Source organism: Streptomyces sp. SX-6 (genome assembly GCF_059089585.1).
Genome location: NZ_JBTHHU010000014.1, coordinates 58,720 through 77,970, shown reverse-complemented (window position 1 = coordinate 77,970; position 19,251 = coordinate 58,720). Strand labels below are relative to the sequence as shown.

At 67.4% G+C, this 19,251-nt stretch carries 18 protein-coding genes and 3 pseudogenes; 15 read left to right on the top strand and 6 right to left on the bottom strand.

Features of this window, described 5'->3' with window-relative positions; all coding sequences use genetic code 11:
- Positions 1-36: 36 nt before the first annotated feature.
- Entirely contained in the window at positions 37-558 is a 522-nt protein-coding gene (gene lspA / locus ACV530_RS18930; protein ID WP_494333701.1) for a signal peptidase II, read from the top strand.
- Positions 559-573: 15 nt separating this feature from the next.
- On the opposite strand, the gene ACV530_RS18925 is transcribed toward lspA, so the two are convergent.
- Entirely contained in the window at positions 574-1,050 is a 477-nt protein-coding gene (locus tag ACV530_RS18925; protein ID WP_494333700.1) for a DUF1453 domain-containing protein, read from the bottom strand.
- Between the two features lie 71 nt (positions 1,051-1,121).
- Here ACV530_RS18925 and ACV530_RS18920 point away from each other — a divergent pair, with 71 nt between their 5' ends.
- Positions 1,122-1,739 carry a TetR/AcrR family transcriptional regulator gene (locus ACV530_RS18920; RefSeq protein ID WP_494333699.1) on the top strand — a complete coding sequence of 206 codons (618 nt, stop codon included), beginning with the start codon at positions 1,122-1,124 and terminating at the stop codon, positions 1,737-1,739.
- A gap of 16 nt (positions 1,740-1,755) precedes the next feature.
- On the opposite strand, the gene ACV530_RS18915 is transcribed toward ACV530_RS18920, so the two are convergent.
- Positions 1,756-2,658 carry a LysR family transcriptional regulator gene (locus tag ACV530_RS18915; RefSeq protein WP_494333698.1) on the bottom strand — a complete coding sequence of 301 codons (903 nt, stop codon included), beginning with the start codon at positions 2,656-2,658 and terminating at the stop codon, positions 1,756-1,758.
- A 99-nt stretch (positions 2,659-2,757) separates the two neighbouring features.
- Here ACV530_RS18915 and ACV530_RS18910 point away from each other — a divergent pair, with 99 nt between their 5' ends.
- From ACV530_RS18910 to ACV530_RS18895, 4 genes are read left to right on the top strand one after another with little or no spacing between them, the layout of a single operon-like run.
- Positions 2,758-3,939, top strand: a complete 1,182-nt coding sequence (locus ACV530_RS18910) for a CaiB/BaiF CoA transferase family protein (protein WP_494333697.1) — start codon at positions 2,758-2,760, stop codon at positions 3,937-3,939.
- A 58-nt stretch (positions 3,940-3,997) separates the two neighbouring features.
- Positions 3,998-4,789 carry an enoyl-CoA hydratase/isomerase family protein gene (locus ACV530_RS18905; protein ID WP_494333696.1) on the top strand — a complete coding sequence of 264 codons (792 nt, stop codon included), beginning with the start codon at positions 3,998-4,000 and terminating at the stop codon, positions 4,787-4,789.
- 27 nt (positions 4,790-4,816) lie between these two features.
- The gene (locus tag ACV530_RS18900; protein ID WP_494333695.1) at positions 4,817-5,980 is read left to right on the top strand and encodes an acyl-CoA dehydrogenase family protein; all 1,164 of its coding nucleotides are present in this window, start codon (positions 4,817-4,819) and stop codon (positions 5,978-5,980) included.
- Positions 5,977-6,981, top strand: a complete 1,005-nt coding sequence (locus ACV530_RS18895; RefSeq protein WP_494333694.1) for an acyl-CoA dehydrogenase family protein — start codon at positions 5,977-5,979, stop codon at positions 6,979-6,981. The genes ACV530_RS18900 and ACV530_RS18895 overlap by 4 nt, the downstream gene beginning before the upstream one ends.
- Here ACV530_RS18895 and ACV530_RS18890 read toward each other — a convergent pair.
- Together ACV530_RS18890 and ACV530_RS18885 are read right to left on the bottom strand one after the other, a co-directional pair.
- Positions 6,939-7,799, bottom strand: a complete 861-nt coding sequence (locus ACV530_RS18890; protein ID WP_494333693.1) for a dioxygenase family protein — start codon at positions 7,797-7,799, stop codon at positions 6,939-6,941. The genes ACV530_RS18895 and ACV530_RS18890 overlap by 43 nt on opposite strands.
- A gap of 74 nt (positions 7,800-7,873) precedes the next feature.
- Positions 7,874-8,662, bottom strand: a complete 789-nt coding sequence (locus tag ACV530_RS18885) for an alpha/beta fold hydrolase (protein WP_494333692.1) — start codon at positions 8,660-8,662, stop codon at positions 7,874-7,876.
- 96 nt (positions 8,663-8,758) lie between these two features.
- On the opposite strand from ACV530_RS18885, the gene ACV530_RS18880 reads away from it, so the two are divergent.
- The 5 genes and pseudogenes from ACV530_RS18880 to ACV530_RS18860 form a co-directional block, all read left to right on the top strand.
- Complete coding sequence (locus tag ACV530_RS18880; RefSeq protein ID WP_494333691.1) at positions 8,759-9,289, top strand: PadR family transcriptional regulator; 531 nt, start codon at positions 8,759-8,761, stop codon at positions 9,287-9,289.
- Positions 9,290-9,345: 56 nt separating this feature from the next.
- The gene (locus ACV530_RS18875; RefSeq protein WP_494333690.1) at positions 9,346-9,534 is read left to right on the top strand and encodes a cittilin family RiPP precursor; all 189 of its coding nucleotides are present in this window, start codon (positions 9,346-9,348) and stop codon (positions 9,532-9,534) included.
- A gap of 69 nt (positions 9,535-9,603) precedes the next feature.
- On the top strand, positions 9,604-10,944 hold the full coding sequence (locus ACV530_RS18870; RefSeq protein WP_494333689.1) for a cytochrome P450: 1,341 nt from the start codon (positions 9,604-9,606) through the stop codon (positions 10,942-10,944).
- Positions 10,945-11,402: 458 nt separating this feature from the next.
- Positions 11,403-14,000 carry a DUF3376 domain-containing protein gene (locus tag ACV530_RS18865; RefSeq protein ID WP_494333688.1) on the top strand — a complete coding sequence of 866 codons (2,598 nt, stop codon included), beginning with the start codon at positions 11,403-11,405 and terminating at the stop codon, positions 13,998-14,000.
- Positions 14,001-14,049: 49 nt separating this feature from the next.
- A pseudogene (locus ACV530_RS18860) lies at positions 14,050-14,232 on the top strand (DUF1707 SHOCT-like domain-containing protein); the annotation flags it as partial.
- Positions 14,233-14,484: 252 nt separating this feature from the next.
- On the opposite strand, the pseudogene ACV530_RS18855 reads toward ACV530_RS18860, so the two are convergent.
- Positions 14,485-14,685: pseudogene (locus ACV530_RS18855) on the bottom strand (hypothetical protein); the annotation flags it as partial.
- On the opposite strand from ACV530_RS18855, the pseudogene ACV530_RS18850 reads away from it, so the two are divergent.
- A pseudogene (locus tag ACV530_RS18850) lies at positions 14,684-14,964 on the top strand (hypothetical protein); the annotation flags it as partial. The pseudogenes ACV530_RS18855 and ACV530_RS18850 sit on opposite strands and share 2 nt — an antisense overlap.
- A 1,459-nt stretch (positions 14,965-16,423) precedes the next feature.
- Here the strand turns inward: ACV530_RS18850 and ACV530_RS18845 are convergent.
- Positions 16,424-17,755 (bottom strand): NsdA family TPR-like regulatory protein, encoded by a 1,332-nt coding sequence (locus tag ACV530_RS18845; protein WP_494333687.1) that lies wholly within the window; start codon positions 17,753-17,755, stop codon positions 16,424-16,426.
- Positions 17,756-18,007: 252 nt separating this feature from the next.
- Between ACV530_RS18845 and ACV530_RS18840 the strand changes: the two genes are divergently transcribed.
- From ACV530_RS18840 to ACV530_RS18830, 3 genes are all read left to right on the top strand, one after another.
- Positions 18,008-18,250: a hypothetical protein gene (locus ACV530_RS18840; RefSeq protein WP_494333686.1), complete on the top strand. Its 243-nt coding sequence runs from the start codon at positions 18,008-18,010 to the stop codon at positions 18,248-18,250.
- Complete coding sequence (locus ACV530_RS18835) at positions 18,250-18,432, top strand: hypothetical protein (RefSeq protein WP_494333685.1); 183 nt, start codon at positions 18,250-18,252, stop codon at positions 18,430-18,432. The genes ACV530_RS18840 and ACV530_RS18835 overlap by 1 nt, the downstream gene beginning before the upstream one ends.
- A gap of 88 nt (positions 18,433-18,520) precedes the next feature.
- Positions 18,521-19,249, top strand: a complete 729-nt coding sequence (locus tag ACV530_RS18830) for an LbetaH domain-containing protein (RefSeq protein WP_494333684.1) — start codon at positions 18,521-18,523, stop codon at positions 19,247-19,249.
- Positions 19,250-19,251: the final 2 nt, after the last annotated feature.

The following is a 19,251-nucleotide window of genomic DNA, read 5'->3' as shown; positions in this document are numbered from 1 at the left end:
GTGAAGGGAGATCAACGGACTTCGAGGGGACCGAGCGTGACGGATACGGGGCGGGCCGAGGGCGGACACGGCGAACGGCGGCGGATCCTTCTGCTTCTGGCAGTGGCAGTCACCGCCTACGCGGTCGACCTGTGCAGCAAGCTGGCCGTGGTCTCGGAGCTGGAGCATCGCGCCCCCGTCGAGGTGATCGGCAACTGGCTGGAGCTGCGGGTGATGCGCAACCCCGGCGCGGCGTTCGGCATGGGCGGGGCGATGACCATCGTGTTCACGGTCATCGCCGTGGCCGTCTCCCTGGCGATCGTCCGTCTGGCGCGCAAGCTCTACAGCGTCCCGTGGGCGATCGCCCTGGGCCTGCTGCTGGGCGGCTCGCTCGGCAATCTGACGGACCGTCTGTTCCGCTCGCCCGGCAACCTGCGGGGTGCGGTGGTCGACTTCATCTCCGTCCGCGGCTTCAGCGTGATGAACCTCGCCGACTGGGCGATCACCGGCGGGGGTGCCCTGATCGTGCTGTACGCCTTCCTCGGCTGGGAACTGGACAAGGCCGCGGTCAAATCCTGATCCAGCACAGCCTGATCAGCGAGTACGTGCCGGGGCGAAGGGGATCCCCGAAGTCAGGCCGCGCCGGCCGACCATGAGGGACTCACCGAGGAAGCTCGCGCCGATGGAGAGCTGGAGGGGGCGTGCACTCTCGTGCATGCCCATCGCCACCGCCAGGACATTGAAGCCGACCGTGGCCACCAGGGTGCCGATCAGGGTGAGGAAGGTGCGGCCGGAGTATCGCTGCCACAGAACACCTCCCCTGTCGACGAGTTGAACGGTGGCGCCGCGGAGCGCGCCGAGTGCCGCGCTGAAGACGGTGCTCACGATGACCCAGGCGAGGTCGGTGCCGGTCAGATCCGTCTTCTTGACGAGGGACAGGACGCCGATCCCGATCAGGATCGCCGGGGTGATGAAGAGTTCCTTCGTGTTGACCGGTTCACCGGCCATCCGTTTGATCACGACCACGATCACGACCGCCGCGATGATCGCGGCGAGCAGCCAGGGATTCATGTGGATACCGCCCATTCTTTGTAGCACGCTTGCGCTAAAACACGCTAGCTCGACCGTGCTATAAAGACAAGGTGCCAAAGATCGTTGATCCCGTGGCCCGCCGCAGGGCGGTGGCACAGGCCGTCCTGTCCGTCGCCGCCCGGCAGGGGCTGGAGCATGCGTCGCTGCGCAATGTCGCCGACGAAGCCGGACTCGCCATCGGCTCGGTCCGTCACTACTTCGCCGACACCGACGAGTTGATGACCTTCACGATGAGGGAGCTGAGCCGGCGCATCGGCGACCGGATCCGCGCCCACGCCGAGCGGCTCCTGGCTCCCGACGGCGGCATCGACCGCCGGGCCGGAGCGGAAGAGCTCCTGGCCGAGTTCCTCCCCCTGGACGAGGCCCGCCGCCAGGAATCCGCGCTCTGGCTCGCCTTCGCCGCCGCGGCGCAGACCCGCCCCGAACTGCGGCCCTGCGCCGCCGAAATGCAAGCCGGCCTGCACACCCTGATGACGCGCGTGCTGCACGAAGCCCAGTGCGCAGGCGGGCTGCCGGACAGCATGGACGTCGAACTGGAAAGCACGCGGCTGGCCGCCCTCCTCGACGGACTCAATCTCCAGGCGACGCTGCTGCCGGACCGCTATCCGCCCGAGCTGCTCCGGCAGGTACTGCGACAGCACCTGGACGCCCTCAGAGCCGGCGGCTGACCTCCGGCGAACTCCCTTACGGCACGTCCGCGATCCTCTCGCACGTCCTCAGAACCTGCTGTACGGCGGCATCGGGTCCGTCCGAGCGGTGAACGGCCGCTATCGCGGTCTCCAGGTAGGGAGACTCATCGCGCAGAGGGCGGAAGACGACACCGGGAATCCCCAGTGAGCGCACCTGCTCGGGGGCGAGCGTCAGGCAGAGGCCGGCGGCGACATAGCTGAGCAGACCCGGCAAGTCGGCCGCCCGGCCAAGTGATCGGGGCGCGAATCCGGCCTGGGCGCAGACCAGCGCGACCTGTTCGGAGAGGCCGCGCAGGGTGCCGGGCTCGGGGAGCGCGAACTCCTGCCCGGCGAGCTCACGCAGGCCGAGGGACGGCTCGGCGGCGAGCGCGTGGTGTTCGGGGAGGACCACGACCAGGCGTTCCACGCCGATGCGCCGGACGGTCATGCGTTCCGTGCCGGTGACCGGGAGACGGACCAGTGCGAGGTCGAGCGTCCCGGAACGGAGCATGTCGATCAGCTCCCCGGAAGGGTGCTGGTTCAGATGCAGCCGCAGGCCGGGCAGTTCCGCGTGGGTATGGCGCAGCAGGCGTGGCAGGAAGTCGTAGCCGAGGCTGCTGACGAACCCGAGCCGGAGCTCGCCCTCGAGACCGCTCGCGATGCGCCGGGCCCGGTCGATGGCGGCGGCCTGTGCTTCGAGCAGCCGCCGGGCGTCCTCGGTGAACGCGCGGCCTGCCGGGGTGAGCCGTGCGCCGCGCGGGGTGCGCTCGAACAGGACGACTCCGAGGCCGCGTTCGAGCCGTTGGATCGCCTGGCTGAGCGGCGGCTGCCTCATGGAGAGCCGTTCCGCGGCGCGGCCGAAGTGCTGTTCTTCGGCCAGCACGACGAACTGTTCGAGGATGCGCTGGGTCAGTTCCATATGGCGAAGCCTATGAGGGAGAGCGGAAAGAAGTATTGGACGGTATGAACTGGCCGGGGATTGACTGTCTGTCAACGCAAGGACGATCGGAGGCGTGCGATGACGGCAGTACAGCAAGAGACCGGCGGCACAGGGCCGTTGAACGGCGTGCGGGTGGTCGAACTGGCCAGCGTGATCATGGCCCCTTACGCGGCACAGCAGCTCGGGGACCTCGGGGCGGACGTGATCAAGGTCGAGCCGCCGGCGGGCGACATGACCCGCCAGTACACGCCGACGCGCAGCCCCGGGATGGGCGCGCTGACGCTCAACCTCAACCGCAACAAGCGCAGCGTCGCGATCGATCTGAAGGCTCCGGGCGGTCGCGACGCGCTGCTCGCCCTGATCGAGACTGCGGACGTGTTCATCACCAACGTCCGTCCGCAGGCCCTCGAACGGCTCGGCCTGGGCTACGAGGACGTGGCGGCCGTCAACTCCGGCCTGGTCTACCTGAACGCCCAGGGCTTCCGCAGCGACTCCGGGCTCGGCGGGCGCGCCGCCTACGACGACATCGTGCAGGCGGCCTCCGGCCTGGTGTGGCTGAACGAACAGGTCAGCGGTGTCCCGCACTTCGTCCCCACCGTGCTGGCGGACAAGATATGCGGCCTGGTGATCGTGCAGTCGGTGCTCGCCGCGCTCCATCACCGTGACCGCACCGGCCAGGGGCAGCATGTCGAGGTCCCGATGGCCGACACGATGCTGGCCTTCAATCTGGTCGAGCATCTGGCGGCGGCGACCTTCGACCCGCCGGAGGGCCCGATGGGTTACTCGCGGGCGCTCAGTTCCCATCGCAAGGCCTCGCGCACGGCGGACGGCTGGATGTGCATCCTGCCCTACAGCGACCGTAACTGGCGTGATTTCTTCGCGTTCGTCGGCCACCCGGAGCTGGCCGACGATCCGCGCTTCGGCTCGCTCGTCGACCGTGCCCGCAACGCCGACGAACTCTACGTACTGGCAGGCGAGTTCACTTCCAAGCACACGAACGCCGAGTGGCAGGAGTTCTGCGACGCGGCCAGCATCCCCGCGGCGCCGGTGCTGAGCCTCGAGGAGGCCGCCGCCGGCGACTACGCCGCCGAAGGCGGCCTGTTGCGGACGGCCGAGCACCCCACCGAGGGCAGCTACCACCTCATCGGCCAGCCCGTGCGCTTCTGGGCCACCCCGGCCGGCCTGCACCGGCACTGCCCGCGGATCGGCGAGCACACCGAGGAAGTGTTCGCCGAGATCGACTACCGCCCGTCCACGTGAACCCCCGATACGTGAACCCCCCATACGTGAGCCCCAACACCCCGGAATCGAGGACCTCATGAGCGAACAGGACCCGCTGCGCGTCGAGCACCGGCCGAACGGCGTCACCGTGCTCACCTTCGACAACCCCGGCAAGCGCAATCCGATGACCAGGCGCCTGACCGAGCAGTGGCAGCACACCATGCGGTCCCTGCGCGAGGCTCCCGGCCTGCGCGCCGTCGTGGTCACCGGCACCGGCCCCGCGTTCTGCTCGGGGGCCGACCTCGGGGACCTCGCCGACCGGCACAACGAGGGCCTCTCCGACGCCCGGGACCGTCTGTCGGACTTCTACCGGACCTGGCTGGCCGTCCGTGACCTGCCCGTCCCGACCATCGCTGCCGTCAACGGGCATGCGGTGGGTGCCGGGCTGGCCCTCGCCCTGGCCTGCGACCTGCGCTACGCCGCCGAGGAGGCGAGGCTCGGCGCACCGTTCGTCCGGCTCGGCCTGCACCCGGGCATGGCCACCACCGCACTGCTCGCCGAGGCCGTCGGCCTGCCGCGCGCACGTGAACTCCTGCTGACCGGGCGGCTGGTCAGCGGCACACAAGCCGCCGCCATGGGCATGGTGCACGAGGCCGTGCCCGCGGACGAAGTGCTCCGTACCGCGCTCGACGTAGCCGACGAGACAGCCGCCGCGGCCCCGCTGGCGGTCCGGCTGACCAAGAGCGCCCTGGCCCAGGGCCCGCTCACCGTCGAGCAGGCGCTGACCTGGGAGGCGCTCGCCCAGCCGGTGACGACCACCACGGACGACTTCCGCGAGGGCGTCCGGGCCCGCCGCGAGCACCGCCACCCGCACTTCACCGGCGCCTGAGCGCCACTACCTGCGAGGAGTACCGGAATGACCCTCTCCACCCTGAGCACCGGGGCTGTGCAACTGCCGCCCGAGACACGGGCGTTGCGGCAGGAGGTGCGCGACTTCCTCGACGCGGAGCGCGCCGCCGGCACCGTCCTGGGCCGGCCCGACTCCTGGTTCACCGGCTGGGATCCCGCGTTCACCCGCCGCCTCGCCGAGCGCGGCTGGGTCGGCATGGCCCTGCCGCAGGAGTACGGCGGCAGCGGTCGCGGCAATCTCGAACGCTATGTCGTCATCGAGGAACTGCTGGCGGCCGGTGCCCCGGTCTCGGCCCACTGGGTTGCCGACAGGCAGGCCGGTCCGTCCATCCTGCGCCACGGCACCGAAGAGCAACGACGCTTCTACCTGCCGAGGATCGCGGCAGGCAAGTGCTTCTTCTCGATCGGGATGAGCGAGCAGAACAGCGGCTCCGACCTGGCCTCGGTGCGGACCCGGGCCGAGCGGACCGCCAACGGCTGGCTGCTGACCGGCACCAAGATGTGGACGGGCGGCGCACACGTCAACGACTACGCGATCGTGCTCGCCCGCACCGAGGAGTCCGAGGACCGGCACGCCGGGCTGAGCCAGTTCATCGTCGACCTGCGCGCTCCACGCGTCCGGGTCGAGCCGATCCGCCTGCTCAACGGTGAGCACACCTTCAACTACTTCCACATGGAAGGCGTCGAGCTCACCGACGACGCTCTGCTCGGCCGCCCCGGTGACGGCTGGAAGCAGGTCACCGGGGAACTGGGCCTGGAACGCAGCGGACCGGAGCGCTTCCTGTCCACACTGCCGCTCCTGACCGCCCTCGTCGGGCAGTTGCAGCGAACAGCGTGCAGCCCGGAGCAGCACGCTCGCGTGGGCCGTCTCATCGCGCGGCTGTCCTCGATCCGGCAGCTGTCGCTGGGCGTGGCCGCCGCCCTGGAGGCGGGCCGCCCGGCCGATGTGCAGGCCGCGCTGGTCAAGGACCTGGGGACGCGCTTCGAGGGCGAACTCGTGGGCGAAGTCCGGGAGATCCTGCCCGTCGCCGCCCGTTTCGACGCCACTCGCGGCACCTTCCCCGAATTGCTCGCCACCGCGATCCTGCACTCGCCGGGGTACACGCTGCGCGGCGGCACCAACGAAATCCTTCGCGGAATCATCACTCGTGGCCTGGAGCTGTCCTCGTGAACACCGAATTCCCCTGCACCCTGCCGCCGCTCGACACCGCCCCGGCCACCCTGGTGGCCCTAGCAGGCGAGGCCGGCTATCACGGCACCGCGGCTCCGCTCGCCGAGACGCTGCTCGTCGCTCGCCCACTGCTGGCCGCGGCCGGGCTCACCGTCCCGGACGGGCTGCTCACGGTGGCGTCCGGCCCGCTCGACGTACGGTTCGCGCACATAGACACGGGCAACAGGGTCGGCCCCCCGGGTGCGCGCGGCACCGATGACGCCCTGCGCGTCAGCGGGACTCTGAGCCGGGTGCCGTGGGCCGGGGCCGCCGACGCCGTGGTCGTCCTGACCGAGGGCCCGTCCGGCGGACCGATGCTCCTGCTCCTCGAGACCACCGATTTCCTGCGCGTCGAGGGCACGAACCTGGCGGGCGAGCCCCGGGACGAACTCGTCCTCGTCGACGTCGCCGTCCCCGCCGAGCGGGTCCGCAGGGTCCCGGCCGCACTGCTCCGGGAGGCGGAGTGGCGCTCCGGCCTGGCACGGGCCGCCCTGATCGCCGGCGCGGCGCGCCGCTGCGTGGAGCTGACGGTCGCCCATACGACATCCCGCGTGCAATTCGGCCGTCCCCTGAGCCACTTCCAGGCGGTCAAGCAGGAGGAGGCCAGGCTGATCGAGGAGGCGGCCCTGGTCGCGGCGGCCGTCGACGCGGCGGGCGCCGCCCTGGCCGATCCCGGCACCGCCGAGTTCGCCGCCTGGATCGCCGCCGCGCAGGCTTCCGCCTCGGTCGCCGAGATCGCCCGCATCGCCCACCAGTTGCACGGCGCGATCGGTTTCACCGAACTCAGCCCGCTCCGCCTGGCCACCACCCGCATGTGGTCCTGGCGCGACGAGGACGGCAGCGAACACGCCTGGTTCCGGAGGATCGGGCGACGCGTGGTGGAAGGCGGCAGCGACCGGCTCTGGTCACAAGTGACCGATCACCGGGGCTGCAGCACAATGTCGTACGTCGCCTGCCAGTAGGGCTCGTCAATCCTGCCACCGTCCGGCGTGGGACCGGCCTCATGCCGGACGAACGGGGTGATCAGCTCGTCCTTGACGCTGAAGACCACGTCGGATTCCAGGAATTCCGAGCCTTCCTGGTAGAGCTGGGTGATCAGCTTCTCGTAGCCCGGCTCGTCGATGAGCAGGTGAACGTGGGTCGCGCGGTAGGGGCTGATGGCAGTCCTGCCGACAAGCTCGCCGACAGGCCCGTCCACGGGGACGGAGTACGCACGCGGAACGATGGTGCGGATGCAGTACGTACCGTCCTCGCGGCTCCGGTACCTCGCCCGCAACCGCGCCTCGTCCGCCTCCGCGACCTGTGCCTCGTACTTCCCGTCGGCATCGGCGTGCCACACGTCCAGAACCGCGCGGGGAACCGGCTTGCCGTCGATGTCGGTGACGGTGCCGGTGATGAACAGCGGCCGGCCGGGAATGCCGTCGGACATGTCGTGGCCATAGGAAACGGTGGGCGAACCGTCGATATGGAAGGGGCCCTCGAGGTTCGCCGGGGTGGCACCGTCCCGAAGCCGGTTGTCCATCTGGACGACGAGCATGCTCAGCCCCAGGACATCGGAGGCGAGAACGAATTCCTGGCGCTTGTCGTCACAGACATGCCCGGCAGCCGCCAGCCAGTCCATCGCCTCCTTCAACTCGTCCTCGGTGAGCCGTACTTCACGAGCGAAGTCATGCAGGTACCGCACCAGAGCGGTCATGATCTCGGCCAGGCGCGGGGGCCGGGCGGTGGCCCAGCGCTGCTCCGCCAGTTCGGTGATGTTGTTCTCGTCGACGAAGACCATGGCGATCACCCCTGTGCAAACGTCCCACCCGCGCGCGGGCGCGCACAAGGGCGCAAGGCGACCACGGATGACGCCTACCCCGCCGATCCGAGGAATTTCCGCACGATCGCCGCCAGTTCCGGCGTGTGCGTGATGTAGAAGTCGTGGTGCCCGTCGATCGTCACCACCTCCGTGCCGGGCCGACGGCGGACCATCTCCTCCGCGTGCTCGGGCGGGACAAGCGGGCTGCGCCCACCCCGTACCACCATCATCGGCTGCTTCACGGAAGTGAAGTCGCCCCACCAGTCGCCCCGGATTGCGACCTTGGTCGCGTGCACCTCGTCGGCCCGCCACAGGAAGCGCCAGCCCTCGGGGTCCTCCACCGCGCTCTCGGTGAAGTGCCGGGGTTCGTCCACGAACGCGAGGGCGTCCTGCATCGCCCGCAGGCTCGGGAAGTGCGCCGGCAGGGCGCGCAGCAGGTCGTCGCCGATCGGGGCCAGGTACGCCGCCGGAAAGTCCAGCACGGCCACGGCCGACACCAGTTCGGGCCGTCGCGCGGCGAGTTGATATCCGGTGACGCCACCGAGCGAGTGCCCGACGACCGCGACCGGACCGAGCCCGAGGTGCTCGACGAGCGCGGCCGCGTCGGCGATGTAACCGTCCCGGCTGTAGTCGTCGGGGTGGTCGGAGAGGCCATGTCCTCGCTGGTCGAGCGCGATCAGCCGGTACTCGGGGCCGAGATGGTCCGCCAGCGCGAGCATGGCCCGCCCGCGTCCGTAGGCGCCGTGCAGCGCGAGGACGGGGTGGCCGGTGCCGCCGAGGTCGAGGTAGGCGAGGCAGACGCCGTCGGGGGTGCGGAAGTACTGCGTGGTGGTCGTTGTCATGACGATGACTCTAATCGAGGTATCTCGATTAGAGCTAGTGCTTTTTGCGCGGCTACCCTGGACAGCCACGAACAACCCGACGACCCCGGAGGCCCGGTGCTCACGCTCTGCATCCTCGGATTCCTCGACGAGGGACCCCTGCACGCATACGAGCTGCGCGCCCGCATCTCCGGACTCAGCGGCCACGTCCGCCCCGTCAGCGACGGCGCCCTCTACCCCGCCGTCAAGCGCCTGGAGGCCGCAGGGCACCTCACCCGGCACACCGAGCCCGGCGACCGGGCCGCTCCACGTCAGGTCCTCACCCTCACCGAGTCGGGCCGGACCGAGTTGCTGCGCCGACTGCGCGAGCCGACCGACGTCGAGATCACCGACCGCAACTCCTTCTTCGTCCTGCTCGCCTTCCTCGGCCGGCTGCCCGACCCCGCCGACCAGGCCCGCGTCCTGCGCCGCCGCCTCGCGTTCATGGACGAACCCGGCAGCTTCTTCTACGACAACGGCCGCCCTCTGCGCGCCCGCGACATGACCGACCGCTTCCGCCGCGGCATGCTCCAGCTGGCCGGTGCCACCAGCACCGCGGACCGCGCCTGGCTGGAGCGCACCATCGCGGAGCTGGAGACCCGGGGGTAGCACTCCGCCTCTCGCCGAATACGGATTCCGGCTTTCCGAATAAACCCTGACCGAACATGAAGCGCCAACTCTTGTCGCTGGACGGTCAGTTGGCTACATTTTTCTTAACGCAATGCAGTGATCACGCTGAATGCGAGCCCATCGAGAGGATGGTGACCGCCATGCGCAAGATGATCCTGACCGGCGCACTCTTCGCCCGGCTCACGCGTAAGGACCGACTCACCCTGCCGTATTACTACTACTGAACCGGCTGAGCGGAATGCACAGACAGTGGCCCGTGGCAGCGATGCCCGGGCCACCTCAGAGAGGTGTTCATGGCTGCTGCCCCTCTGCGCACCGATCTCCCCGGTCCCGTCGGCGACAAATACCTCGGCAATCTTCATGACTTCTTCGCCGACCCACTCGGCTTCCTCACCGAGTGCTCACGGAAATACGGGGACGTGGTCCGGCTCGGTGCCAACAATGTCCTGCTCACCGATCCCGGTGACGTCGAGAAGATGCTGGTCGACCGGAATGCCCAGTTCTCCAAGCGCAGCGCCGACACCCGGCGCGGATTCCGGCGACAAGGATTTCCCCGGTCGACGATGAACAGCGACGGTGCCGACTGGCATGCCAAACGGCACCGCATGCAACCGGCGTTCGGCCGCTCGCTGTCCATCAAGGCGGCCGAGATCGTCGACGTCCAGGGTGCGAAGATGCTCAGCGGCTGGCGCTCGGGGCAGGCTCGCACACTGCAGGACGACATCGCGAAAGTGACCCTCCGACTGGTCACACAGCTGATGTTCGGGGACGAATTCAGCGACGCGGACACTGCGGAAGTGGCCCGCCTGGTGGCACCCATCATGGACTTGTCCACCACACCCGTCCGACTGCCGGAATGGGCACCGACACCACGCAAGTTACGCATCCGGCGTTCCCTGGCACGTATCGACCGCACCCTCTACGCACTCGCCGACTCCCCCGCCGCATCCGATCCCGAGCGCGCACCCGTCCTGCATGCCCTGGTGCACGGGAATCCCGCTCCATCGGCAGAGGAACTACGCGATGAACTCGCCACATTGGTCATGGCGGGTTTCGAGACTTCCAATGACGCCGTCGTGTGGACCTGCGTGCTGCTCGCGCAACACCCGGACGCTGCCGAGCGATTACGGGCCGAGGCCCGGGCCGCTTTTTCCTCCACCCCGGCCGGAATGGCCCGACTGGAGGCTCTTCCGTATACCCACGCGGTGGTCCGCGAAGCGCTGCGCCTGTATCCGCCCGTCTGGCTGACCAGCCGCGACACCATCGAAGACCTCGATTTCAGCGGCTATGTGATTCCAGCCGGCACCACGGTCACCGTGAGCCAATGGGTCAACCACCGTGACCCCCGCCACTGGGAACACCCGACAGAATTCCGCCCCGAACGCTGGCTCGAGGGCCGCGCCGCATCCATGCCCCGCGGCTCGTACTTCCCGTTCGGCCTCGGCCCCCGGGTCTGCGTGGGCGCCGCCGTCGCCATGACGGAAACCGTCCACTTGGTCGCCGACATCTGGCACCGCTTCCGGCTGGAGCTCCTCCACCCGGAGCGCATCACACCGCGGCCGGCGCTCGCTCTCCAGCCGATGGGAGTTCGGGTCGTGCCGCACGCTTGGCGAACCGGGCCTACAGCACGCTAGCGTTCTGCGCCAGCAGTTGATCGTTAGTTGCTGTGTAACTTCTGTTGCTGGTGCGCCAGTTCCTTGTCAGAACCCGAAGCCGGAACCGTTGCTGCTCTCTGATGAGGAGCGGGCGGTGTTGAAGCGACGGATACGCCGGGCGATGTCGGCCCAGGCGTTGCTTTGCGAGCGCGGATTGTGCTGGCGTGTGCGGTGCCGGAGGCGCCGCCGATCGTCGCAGTCGCCCGAGAACCGGCTGCGGACACGGTCCGTAAGTGGCGGCGGCGGTTCCTGGCCGACCGGCTGGACGGGCCCATTCCTGTTGGGCCAGTGAGACGCCTTTGAGTTGCGGCGCCCCCGCACTTGGCCGATGGTCGGTTACACAGGGCGATCAATGCGCATCGGCGCAGATGGTCGCTCCGGCTGATGGAGGCGCCGGGTAAGCCCGGAGCGATTTCCCCAAGGGAAGGGAAGTCGGGATGGCCAACGACACCGACACGACCCCTCATCACGAAACCCGGCTTGCCTTGGTGATGAACGGGGGCGTCAGCCTCGCCGTGTGGATGGGCGGCGTCACCCATGAACTCGACCTGCTGCGCCGCGCGTCCAACGGCCAGCCCGAGGGCATCGACGAACGGGACCGGGCGGTATTCAGCATCTGGGCCGAGCTCGTGCGCAAGGCAGGAACGCGGGTCGTGATCGACGTCATCTCGGGAACTTCGGCCGGCGGTATCAACGGTCTGATGCTGGCCACGACGATCGCCCGGAACGCGAAGCAGCCCCAGCTGCGCGCGCTGTGGAAGGACTCCGCAGATCTCAAAACACTGCTGCGTCCGCCGTCACAGATCAGTGTGCTCAACGGCGACACCTTCAGAAAGAAGGTCGACGAAGCCGTGCGCGACATCGGCGGTGCCCCGTGCAGCAGCGGCCATCCCGTCACGCTGTTCGTGACAGCAACGGCCCTGGACGGACGCAACCTCAATTACGAGGACGGATTCGGCGGAGAATTCGACGTCCGTGACCATAGGCGCCTCTATCGCTTTGAGCAAGACGAGCACGTGACGTACAAGAAGAAAGACTGCCGACACTGGAAATTCGACGTAAGTGGTTGTGTCTCTCATTTCAAGGACGAGGATCTACCGGCGCTGGTCGAGGCTGCCCGTGCCACCGCCGGGTTTCCGGTGGCCTTCCCCGCGGTGTCCGAGTACCCGCTGCTGGACTACCGCGTACAGCCGCGCACTGAGCTCGACTTTCCCGCCAGCTGCGTTCTCGATGGCGGCATCCTCAACAACGCTCCCTTCGGCCCTGTCCTTGAAGCGATCACCAGGCGCAAGCTCGACAATCCCCTGAAGCGCGTCGTCGTCTACGTGGTGCCGTCAGTAGGCCGACTGGCCCAGGAGAGCACCAAGGAACAGCCGTGCGACAAGATCCGCTGGAGCTCGACGGCTCTGAACGCGATCCGCTATCCGCAGGAGGTCAATCTCCGGTCCGGTACGGAAGAGCTCGCCGCGCGCGTATGTTCCGGCATCCGCGATCGCCAACTGGAACTGTTCCAGAGGATATTCAACGATGTGAAGAACATCGGAGGCAAGGAAGTATTTTATCAACACATCCGGAACGTGGCAGGCGGCCTCAATAACGAATACCGCCGTAACCGAGCCGCAGCCCTCCTCTACGACCTGCGCAAGCGGATCAGTGAGACTGGCCAGACCAGATCACTGATGGCGACGCCAGAAATGGGTAGCGCCCGCCTCGAAAAGGTCCTTGCCCCGAGCGACACAGGACGAGACGAAAACCCGAGCTGGATCCCCTGTTACGACCAGCCCGTGGAATTCGCCCCGGACGGGCCGTGGAACTGGGGGATCATCGCAGCTGAGCGTGTCCTCCAGTGCCTCACCGGCCACCTTCTGGAAATACTTGACACAGAGACGAATAAGGACATTCAGTCGGCCCTGATTTGCGGAGGGCAAAAGGTCAGCACGTATCTGCGGCGCGTGCTCGCTCTGGCCGAAGCGCTCGACACCGAGATCCTGATCAAAGCCAATCCCGGTGATGTGGCGGAAGAAGGGGCAGCTCGACTCTATGAAGGGCTCTACCGGCAGCTGGACATCCCCGAGCAGCTGAGGGAGACCATCAAGGCCGCAGGGGAGCAGTATGTGGAGGCGATGAACGCGGCGGGTCTGCACAACGGCTGGAGCGCTCAGGAGGCCGTCACTGCTTGCCTGGCCGTCGAAGTCGTGACGCGCGCCTACGCGCCGCCTTCGAAACTCGTCGAACCGCTCCCGCCGAAGTTCGAATTCATGCGACTCGGTCCGGACACAATGAGCCCGCTCTTCCATGAGGACCACCTTGACGACATGGGTGAGCGCAAGCTCTACGGGGTTCGCCTGTCCCACTTCGGCGCGTTCATCGATGCGGAATGGCGGCAGTCCGATTTCACCTGGGGCCGTATGGACGGCGCGCACCACTTGCTGCGCCTCCTCGACGGCATGAGCGATGAGGAGCGCAGAGAGCAGGAGCAGCGGCTGCACAAGGCCATCCTCGTCGCCGAGGCACCGTCTGACCGCACGCATGGGGGACAGCCGACGGAGTATCAGGCGCGCCTCTGGATGGAAGAACATCTCGCGCAACTCACCCAACCAGACAGCACGTTGCTCCAATCCTCCCTCAGGCCGCAGGAGATCAAAGAGGTCGGCGACGCCGTCATGGCACTGCTCAATGACGCGGGAGACCCTGACGATCCGCAGACTCCACGCTGGATCAGGGTATGGCGGACTGCCGTGGAATACGGACGGTCCACCTTTGCCCCAACAGAAGCCCTGACAGTCAAGGACAATGAGGTACAGTCACGCCGTCAGCGGAGTTGGCGACGCCGGGTACCGACGGCGTACGTGCGCCACGAGGCCCGGAAGGCGTATGAAGAGGACCCGCGCACCGTGCCAACGGCCGTGGGTACGGCGGCGAAACGGACGGCGTACGCAATCCTCGCGCTGTCCTTCCTGCTCGGCGCCCTGACCAGCCAGGCCCGGAAGGCAGCCCGCCTCCTCTCATGCGCCACAGTCCGCCGGGGACGGTAAGCCGCGTACGTCCCTTTCAGGGCGCTCGACGGACGTACGCTCGGACACCATGGACATCTCACAGCCCTCCGAAACCACCCCCGCACTCCGCGCCTCCGATGCCGACCGCGAGCGGACCGCGGCCGTACTGCAAGCCGCCACCGCCGATGGCCGGGTCTCCGCCGACGAACTGGATGAGCGCCTGGAGTTGGTGTACAGCGCCAAGTCCAAGGCCGAACTGGAATCCATAGTGAAGGACCTGCAGCCGGTCCCCTGGACGAGCAGCACACCGACCTCCACCAAGGATGCCGGCATCGTCAGCAGTTTCGTCCGCACGGGAAGCTGGCTGGTGGGAGACAAGTACCGCGGTACCGCGTTCTACGACAAGACCCCCGAGAGCTACCTCGCCGGCCTTCATCTCCGCGCCTCCATGATCTGGATCAAAGACCTTGCGCCAGCCGCTTGATCACGACTCGATACGCGCCCTAATCGCCCGATCGAGGCAGCGGGCGTGCCCGGCATGGGCCGACTTCCTCAAGCCCCGTAACTGCCGGGCGACCTGCGGTGGCCCCACTCCATGCGCGAATAACTCCGCGGCCTCGAACCGCACCTGTTCCCGCTGCGACCGCTGCTTCGCGGTCAAGCCGCGGTGGCGTATTGACGGCGGGTTCGTGCGGGAGTAGGCCGTGGAAGGGGCGTCAACCATGTTCTGGGGAGACCGAGATGACGAAGCGGCTGTGTACGCTGTTCACTTGGATGATCTCTTCGGGACACTGGCCCAGCGGCGTGCGTTCCGTGAGTATCTGGCCAGCCTGCTGCTGCCAGTCAACGCCTGCCGTCTGGAACTGCTGCTGACCGACCCGGCCGCCGCCCACACCCGGGCGGAGTGCTGGTGGTCGACGGCCCCGGGGCGGACGGGCGCATCTACTACCCGATGCACGCCCGCCCCTACGCACCCTCCCGCCACATCCCGAAAGACAGGAATGTATTTGTGGCTGATGCGGCTCCACTGCGACGAAGACTATGCCTGAACCAGTTGTGGCAGCCTCCCCAGGCTGACACGCTACCTCGCGAGAGTCGGGCCGTTCATGCCAAGTGGCTGGCAGGGACGGGCCGTCAACCGTGGTGGAGGGCGCATGAACTGGACTCAAGCTGCTGCCTACGGAGCCATCGGTGGAGGACTTGTCGAAGCTCTGGTGTGGAATGGGTACCTGTTGACTTGGCAGGCAGCCCGCCATGAGGCGCGTGAAAGCAGAAGGAGACTTCCCCCGTTACGCAAGTACATCGATCTCCCCGCCGACCTCGCAGCTGGACTGAGCCGCATCCTCCTGGGATCTCTCATGGGGTGGCTGCTGCACCCTCAAATTACCGGCCTTTACGCTGCAGTTGCTGCCGGGGCTTCAGCGCCGGCGCTGATCCGACAGCTTGGAGCTTTTCGAACTGTGCAAGTTGCCGTTAGGGGAAGTGACCAGCAGCCCGGCGAGCCATCACCAGATCCAGCTCCCCAGCCTGACGGCGGACACAGCAACCCTGCAGCGCGGTGATGCAGATGAAATTTGCGCGACGGTACGCAAATGCCTTGATCGGCACCGATTCCTCACCGGCGTCCGCCCCCCTGGAAAGAGATCACTCACGCTATTCCTGGCGGCGGCGCTACATGGCGTCACTACTCGACGTGCAACTCCCTGGAGCTTCTAACCCTCACACTGACGCTACAGCTATAAAGGATTCCAGCGAGAACGAGACCCGCCTGACGCCGCGGCCGCATTACCCTTCAGGGCACACAGCCACGGCATGCGTAACAGTGAGCACGTCACGCTTCAGCCGGCCATGGCTGTACATAATTTTGGTGGCTATAGCAGTCTTCTTCTACGCATTCACCAGGGTCGTGAGCCAAAGCCAGCCGCCCCACGGCGATCCTGGTCCAGCCGTCACCTCTCCGCAACAGACTCCGCCGTCCGGAACCCCAGGCTCAACAGACTCTACAGACCTTCCTGTTCTGTGGAACGGAATCCTTAACCTTAGCCAGGGGAAAAGCTGGTATACAGACCACGCACCACCAGAGGCGGCACCAGACGAAATGGGCGACTTCACCATCACGTGCGCTTCGACCTGTGCCTCAGCTTCGATTTCTGGAAACATGATTTCAGCATGGGACCAAGCCACGGATCCTCGACAGCAACAATGCGCTCGCCTCCTGTCCACCAGCACCCCCATGCCACGCGTTGACGTGCGGATCCATCACACGGCTTGCTTCGTCACAAAAGAGGGACGAATTGGTTACCTCAAGGTACTTACGCCCCCAAACCGCTATGGCACTGCCCGGGTGACCATCTGGAAGTGATAACCCTCCTACGAGCCTCCAACACCCCCAAGAATGGAAGTCGCAGCATGGGAGTCCAGCGCAGAGTCGGCATGCGGCAAGGGCCTTGCCCTGGAGGCTGTCAGCTGGCAAACGCGAGTGCGTCGGAGAGGTTGTCCAATCCAGGGGTATCGCTTGGGAGTGTTCGGTACAGAGTGAGGGCCCTGGTTCGGGTGAGTCCGGTCTGGTACGAGGCAGGCAGGGCGCCGTACGCCGTGGCGGCGAGGTGTGCCGCTTCGGCCCGTTCACCGTCGCGGGCGCGGCACGATGCCTGATCGATGGAGATCAGCGCGCGGGTCATGAGCGAGGGCGCGCGGGAGAGTGCCCGTGCCTGGTCCTGGGCGGCGTAGGCACGGCCCGTTTCGCCGAGCAGGGTCAGGGCCTGGCTCATGTGGACGTGGTGCTTCTGCATCGGGTAGCCGAACCACGTGTCGGTGCGCTGCTGAGGCGTCAGCCGTTCGGCAAGTTCCTCGGCGGCGTTCACGAAGTGCAGGGCCTTGTCCCGGTGGCCATGGGTGGCGTAGGCACGGGCCGCGACGGCCGTTGCCAGGGCGGACGCAGCGCTGGGTTTGCCGCCGGCCAGGTGGCGGGCCTTCTCGGCGAGTTGTGCGGCTGCCTGTGGGGAGCCGTAGTTGAGCGGCACCATGGCCTCGCGACCCAGAACCCAGGAGTGCAGGAGGTTGTCTCCGGCCTGCTCGGCGGCCCGGCCGGCGGTGCGGAACCAGTGGTGCGCCTCGCGGTGCTGGCCGAGGTCGTGCAGGACGATGGCGACCATGCCCGCCATCTGCCCTGTCACATGGCACAGGGTGGCGCGGGCCTTGACCGTTTGCGGTTGGTCCAGGAGGGGCTTGAGCTCGTCGAAGTCCTGGACGAGGTTCGAGAGCACGTCGGTTGGAGCCTGGCCGTGGTAGCCGTATCCGTACCGTTCGGCTGTGCTCTCCCAGAAACCGAGGTCGGACGGTGTGTGGTCGGCGGCGAGGGCAGCGTCGACGTTGTGGCGGGTGGTAGTCAAAGCGGCGAGCCCGGGACCTGCCAGACCGGCAGCGAGCGCGCGCACTGCGTCGCGGCGCTTCATGGGGTCATCTCCATCTGCGTGGTGATGTTGGGGAGTTGTGGGGTTGTGGCTCTCCCATGGCCTTTGGGCCAAGCCTAAGTCCTGGCCCGGAATCCGGAGACCGTCGGCGATCCGTTCCAGGACGGGGAGGGATGTGACTGTTCCATCCCCGCGTGCCATCTTGCCTACCCGTTCGGCGCGGATTCCGCAGGCTTCGCTGATGCGGTTGAAGCTGATGCCGGCCTCGCCATGGGCCAGCGCGAACACCGTGCCGATGTCGCGACGGACGAGTGCGCGGACGAGTCGTTGATCATTGAGCAGGGCGGAGGGGATCGCCGCCGGTGAAGCCGGAAGTTCCATACCTGCCCCCTCAGTTGGACGTACCCCCACGGAATGTACCCACCGTGGGTGCCCCCTGCATGGGGTTACCGCGCTTGTCGATCCGCTCTTCACTGGTCGCCGTCGGCTGATTCGGCCATCCCATCGGCACGGCATCCCCCTACCCGCATGGGCTGTCGGCTGCCCGTTTCCGGCTGCCCCGGTGAACAGAGAGCTGGTGATCTCACGGTGCATGGCTCAGGAACAGGCAGAACCAGCGCCCCGCTCGAAGAGGTGACGCACAGCAGTGCCGCCGCACATCTCCCCATGGTCGAGTGCGTCGTGCCGCTCCAGCGGGACGCCCGATACGACCACGTTGCCGAGCAGACCCGCATGGCCGTCGAGGTCCGGTTCCGTGACGGCCGGGCCCTCCGTACGGAACTCGTGCTGGACCCGGGGCAGATGCACGCCGCGGCAGTCCAGATCGACCGCGCGGTTGCCGCTCGTGAGCGTGCCCGGGCAGCGGGTGGTCGGTGATGGGACGCCACCGGTCGCGGATTGATGCCGAGACCACGAGCGTGCTCGTCTGGCTGACCGGGACGGTCGCCGGCTTTTCGCTCCTGGCGATGATCGTCGCCCATGACGTGCGCACCGAGTCCAGGGGTGTCGGTGTGGTCGTGACGTCTCCGGATGCCCGTCCGGACACCGTCACTCCGTAGATGGCTCGTTGGCCTCCGGCACGGAACTTGTTGCCGAAGGTCGGTCGTTCCTCCTCGCTCGACTCCACGACGCATATCGGAGGTTCCTGTGCAGCAACGCTCACCCGTCCCGACCGCGACGACACGGGACGAACGGCTCAGCACCGGTTACTACATCGACTCCGCTGCCGTCAGCGGTTACGTCGCGGGACTGTTGGCCCGCTGCCGGACTGTGTTCGACGTCAAGCCTCGGCTGACCGCTGACCTGGACGCCCCGGCTGTCTGCGGCCTGGACACAGACCGGGGCGGCGTGATCGAGGACGGGGCGCTGTGCCAGGGCAATGTCATCGTTCAGGCAGGGGCGCGGATCGAGACCGGGGCTCAGGTCGTGGGGCCTGCACTGATCTGCGCCGGCTCCGTTGTCGGGGCGGGCGCGTTGGTGCGGGACCACTCCGTGATCGGTCCAGGCTGTCGGATCGGGTTCGGCGCGGACATCACCCGCAGTCTGCTCGTCGGGCACACCTTCGCCAAACACCCCTGCTTTGTTGGCGACTCGATCCTCGGGCGACGGGTCAACATCGGTGCCTTCTGCTCGACAACCGGCCTGCGATGCGATCGGGGCCCGATCGCGGAACCGGCCATCGAGGAGATCACCGTCAACCTGGACGGCTGTCGGATCGGCAGCGGACAGACCAAGTTCGGCGCGGTCATCGGCGACGAGGTGGCGTTGCCCGCCGGGACCGTAATGTCTCCTGGCACTCTGATCGGTCCTGGCACCGTGATCTATCCCCACCACCACATCGGCGGCTTCCTGCCCACCGGGTCACGGGCCAGGTGACC

What these genes read in the sequence shown, in the direction of transcription:
- ACV530_RS18905 (WP_494333696.1), top strand. Translation starts at nt 3,998, where the DNA reads ATGAGCGAACAGGACCCGCTGCGCGTCGAGCACCGGCCGAACGGCGTC.
- ACV530_RS18865 (WP_494333688.1), top strand. Translation starts at nt 11,403, where the DNA reads ATGGCCAACGACACCGACACGACCCCTCATCACGAAACCCGGCTTGCC.
- ACV530_RS18885 (WP_494333692.1), bottom strand. Translation starts at nt 8,662, where the DNA reads ATGACAACGACCACCACGCAGTACTTCCGCACCCCCGACGGCGTCTGC.
- ACV530_RS18870 (WP_494333689.1), top strand. Translation starts at nt 9,604, where the DNA reads ATGGCTGCTGCCCCTCTGCGCACCGATCTCCCCGGTCCCGTCGGCGAC.
- ACV530_RS18925 (WP_494333700.1), bottom strand. Translation starts at nt 1,050, where the DNA reads ATGAATCCCTGGCTGCTCGCCGCGATCATCGCGGCGGTCGTGATCGTG.
- ACV530_RS18875 (WP_494333690.1), top strand. Translation starts at nt 9,346, where the DNA reads ATGAAGCGCCAACTCTTGTCGCTGGACGGTCAGTTGGCTACATTTTTC.
- ACV530_RS18835 (WP_494333685.1), top strand. Translation starts at nt 18,250, where the DNA reads ATGGGACGCCACCGGTCGCGGATTGATGCCGAGACCACGAGCGTGCTC.
- ACV530_RS18910 (WP_494333697.1), top strand. Translation starts at nt 2,758, where the DNA reads ATGACGGCAGTACAGCAAGAGACCGGCGGCACAGGGCCGTTGAACGGC.
- ACV530_RS18890 (WP_494333693.1), bottom strand. Translation starts at nt 7,799, where the DNA reads ATGGTCTTCGTCGACGAGAACAACATCACCGAACTGGCGGAGCAGCGC.
- ACV530_RS18845 (WP_494333687.1), bottom strand. Translation starts at nt 17,755, where the DNA reads ATGGAACTTCCGGCTTCACCGGCGGCGATCCCCTCCGCCCTGCTCAAT.
- ACV530_RS18900 (WP_494333695.1), top strand. Translation starts at nt 4,817, where the DNA reads ATGACCCTCTCCACCCTGAGCACCGGGGCTGTGCAACTGCCGCCCGAG.
- ACV530_RS18915 (WP_494333698.1), bottom strand. Translation starts at nt 2,658, where the DNA reads ATGGAACTGACCCAGCGCATCCTCGAACAGTTCGTCGTGCTGGCCGAA.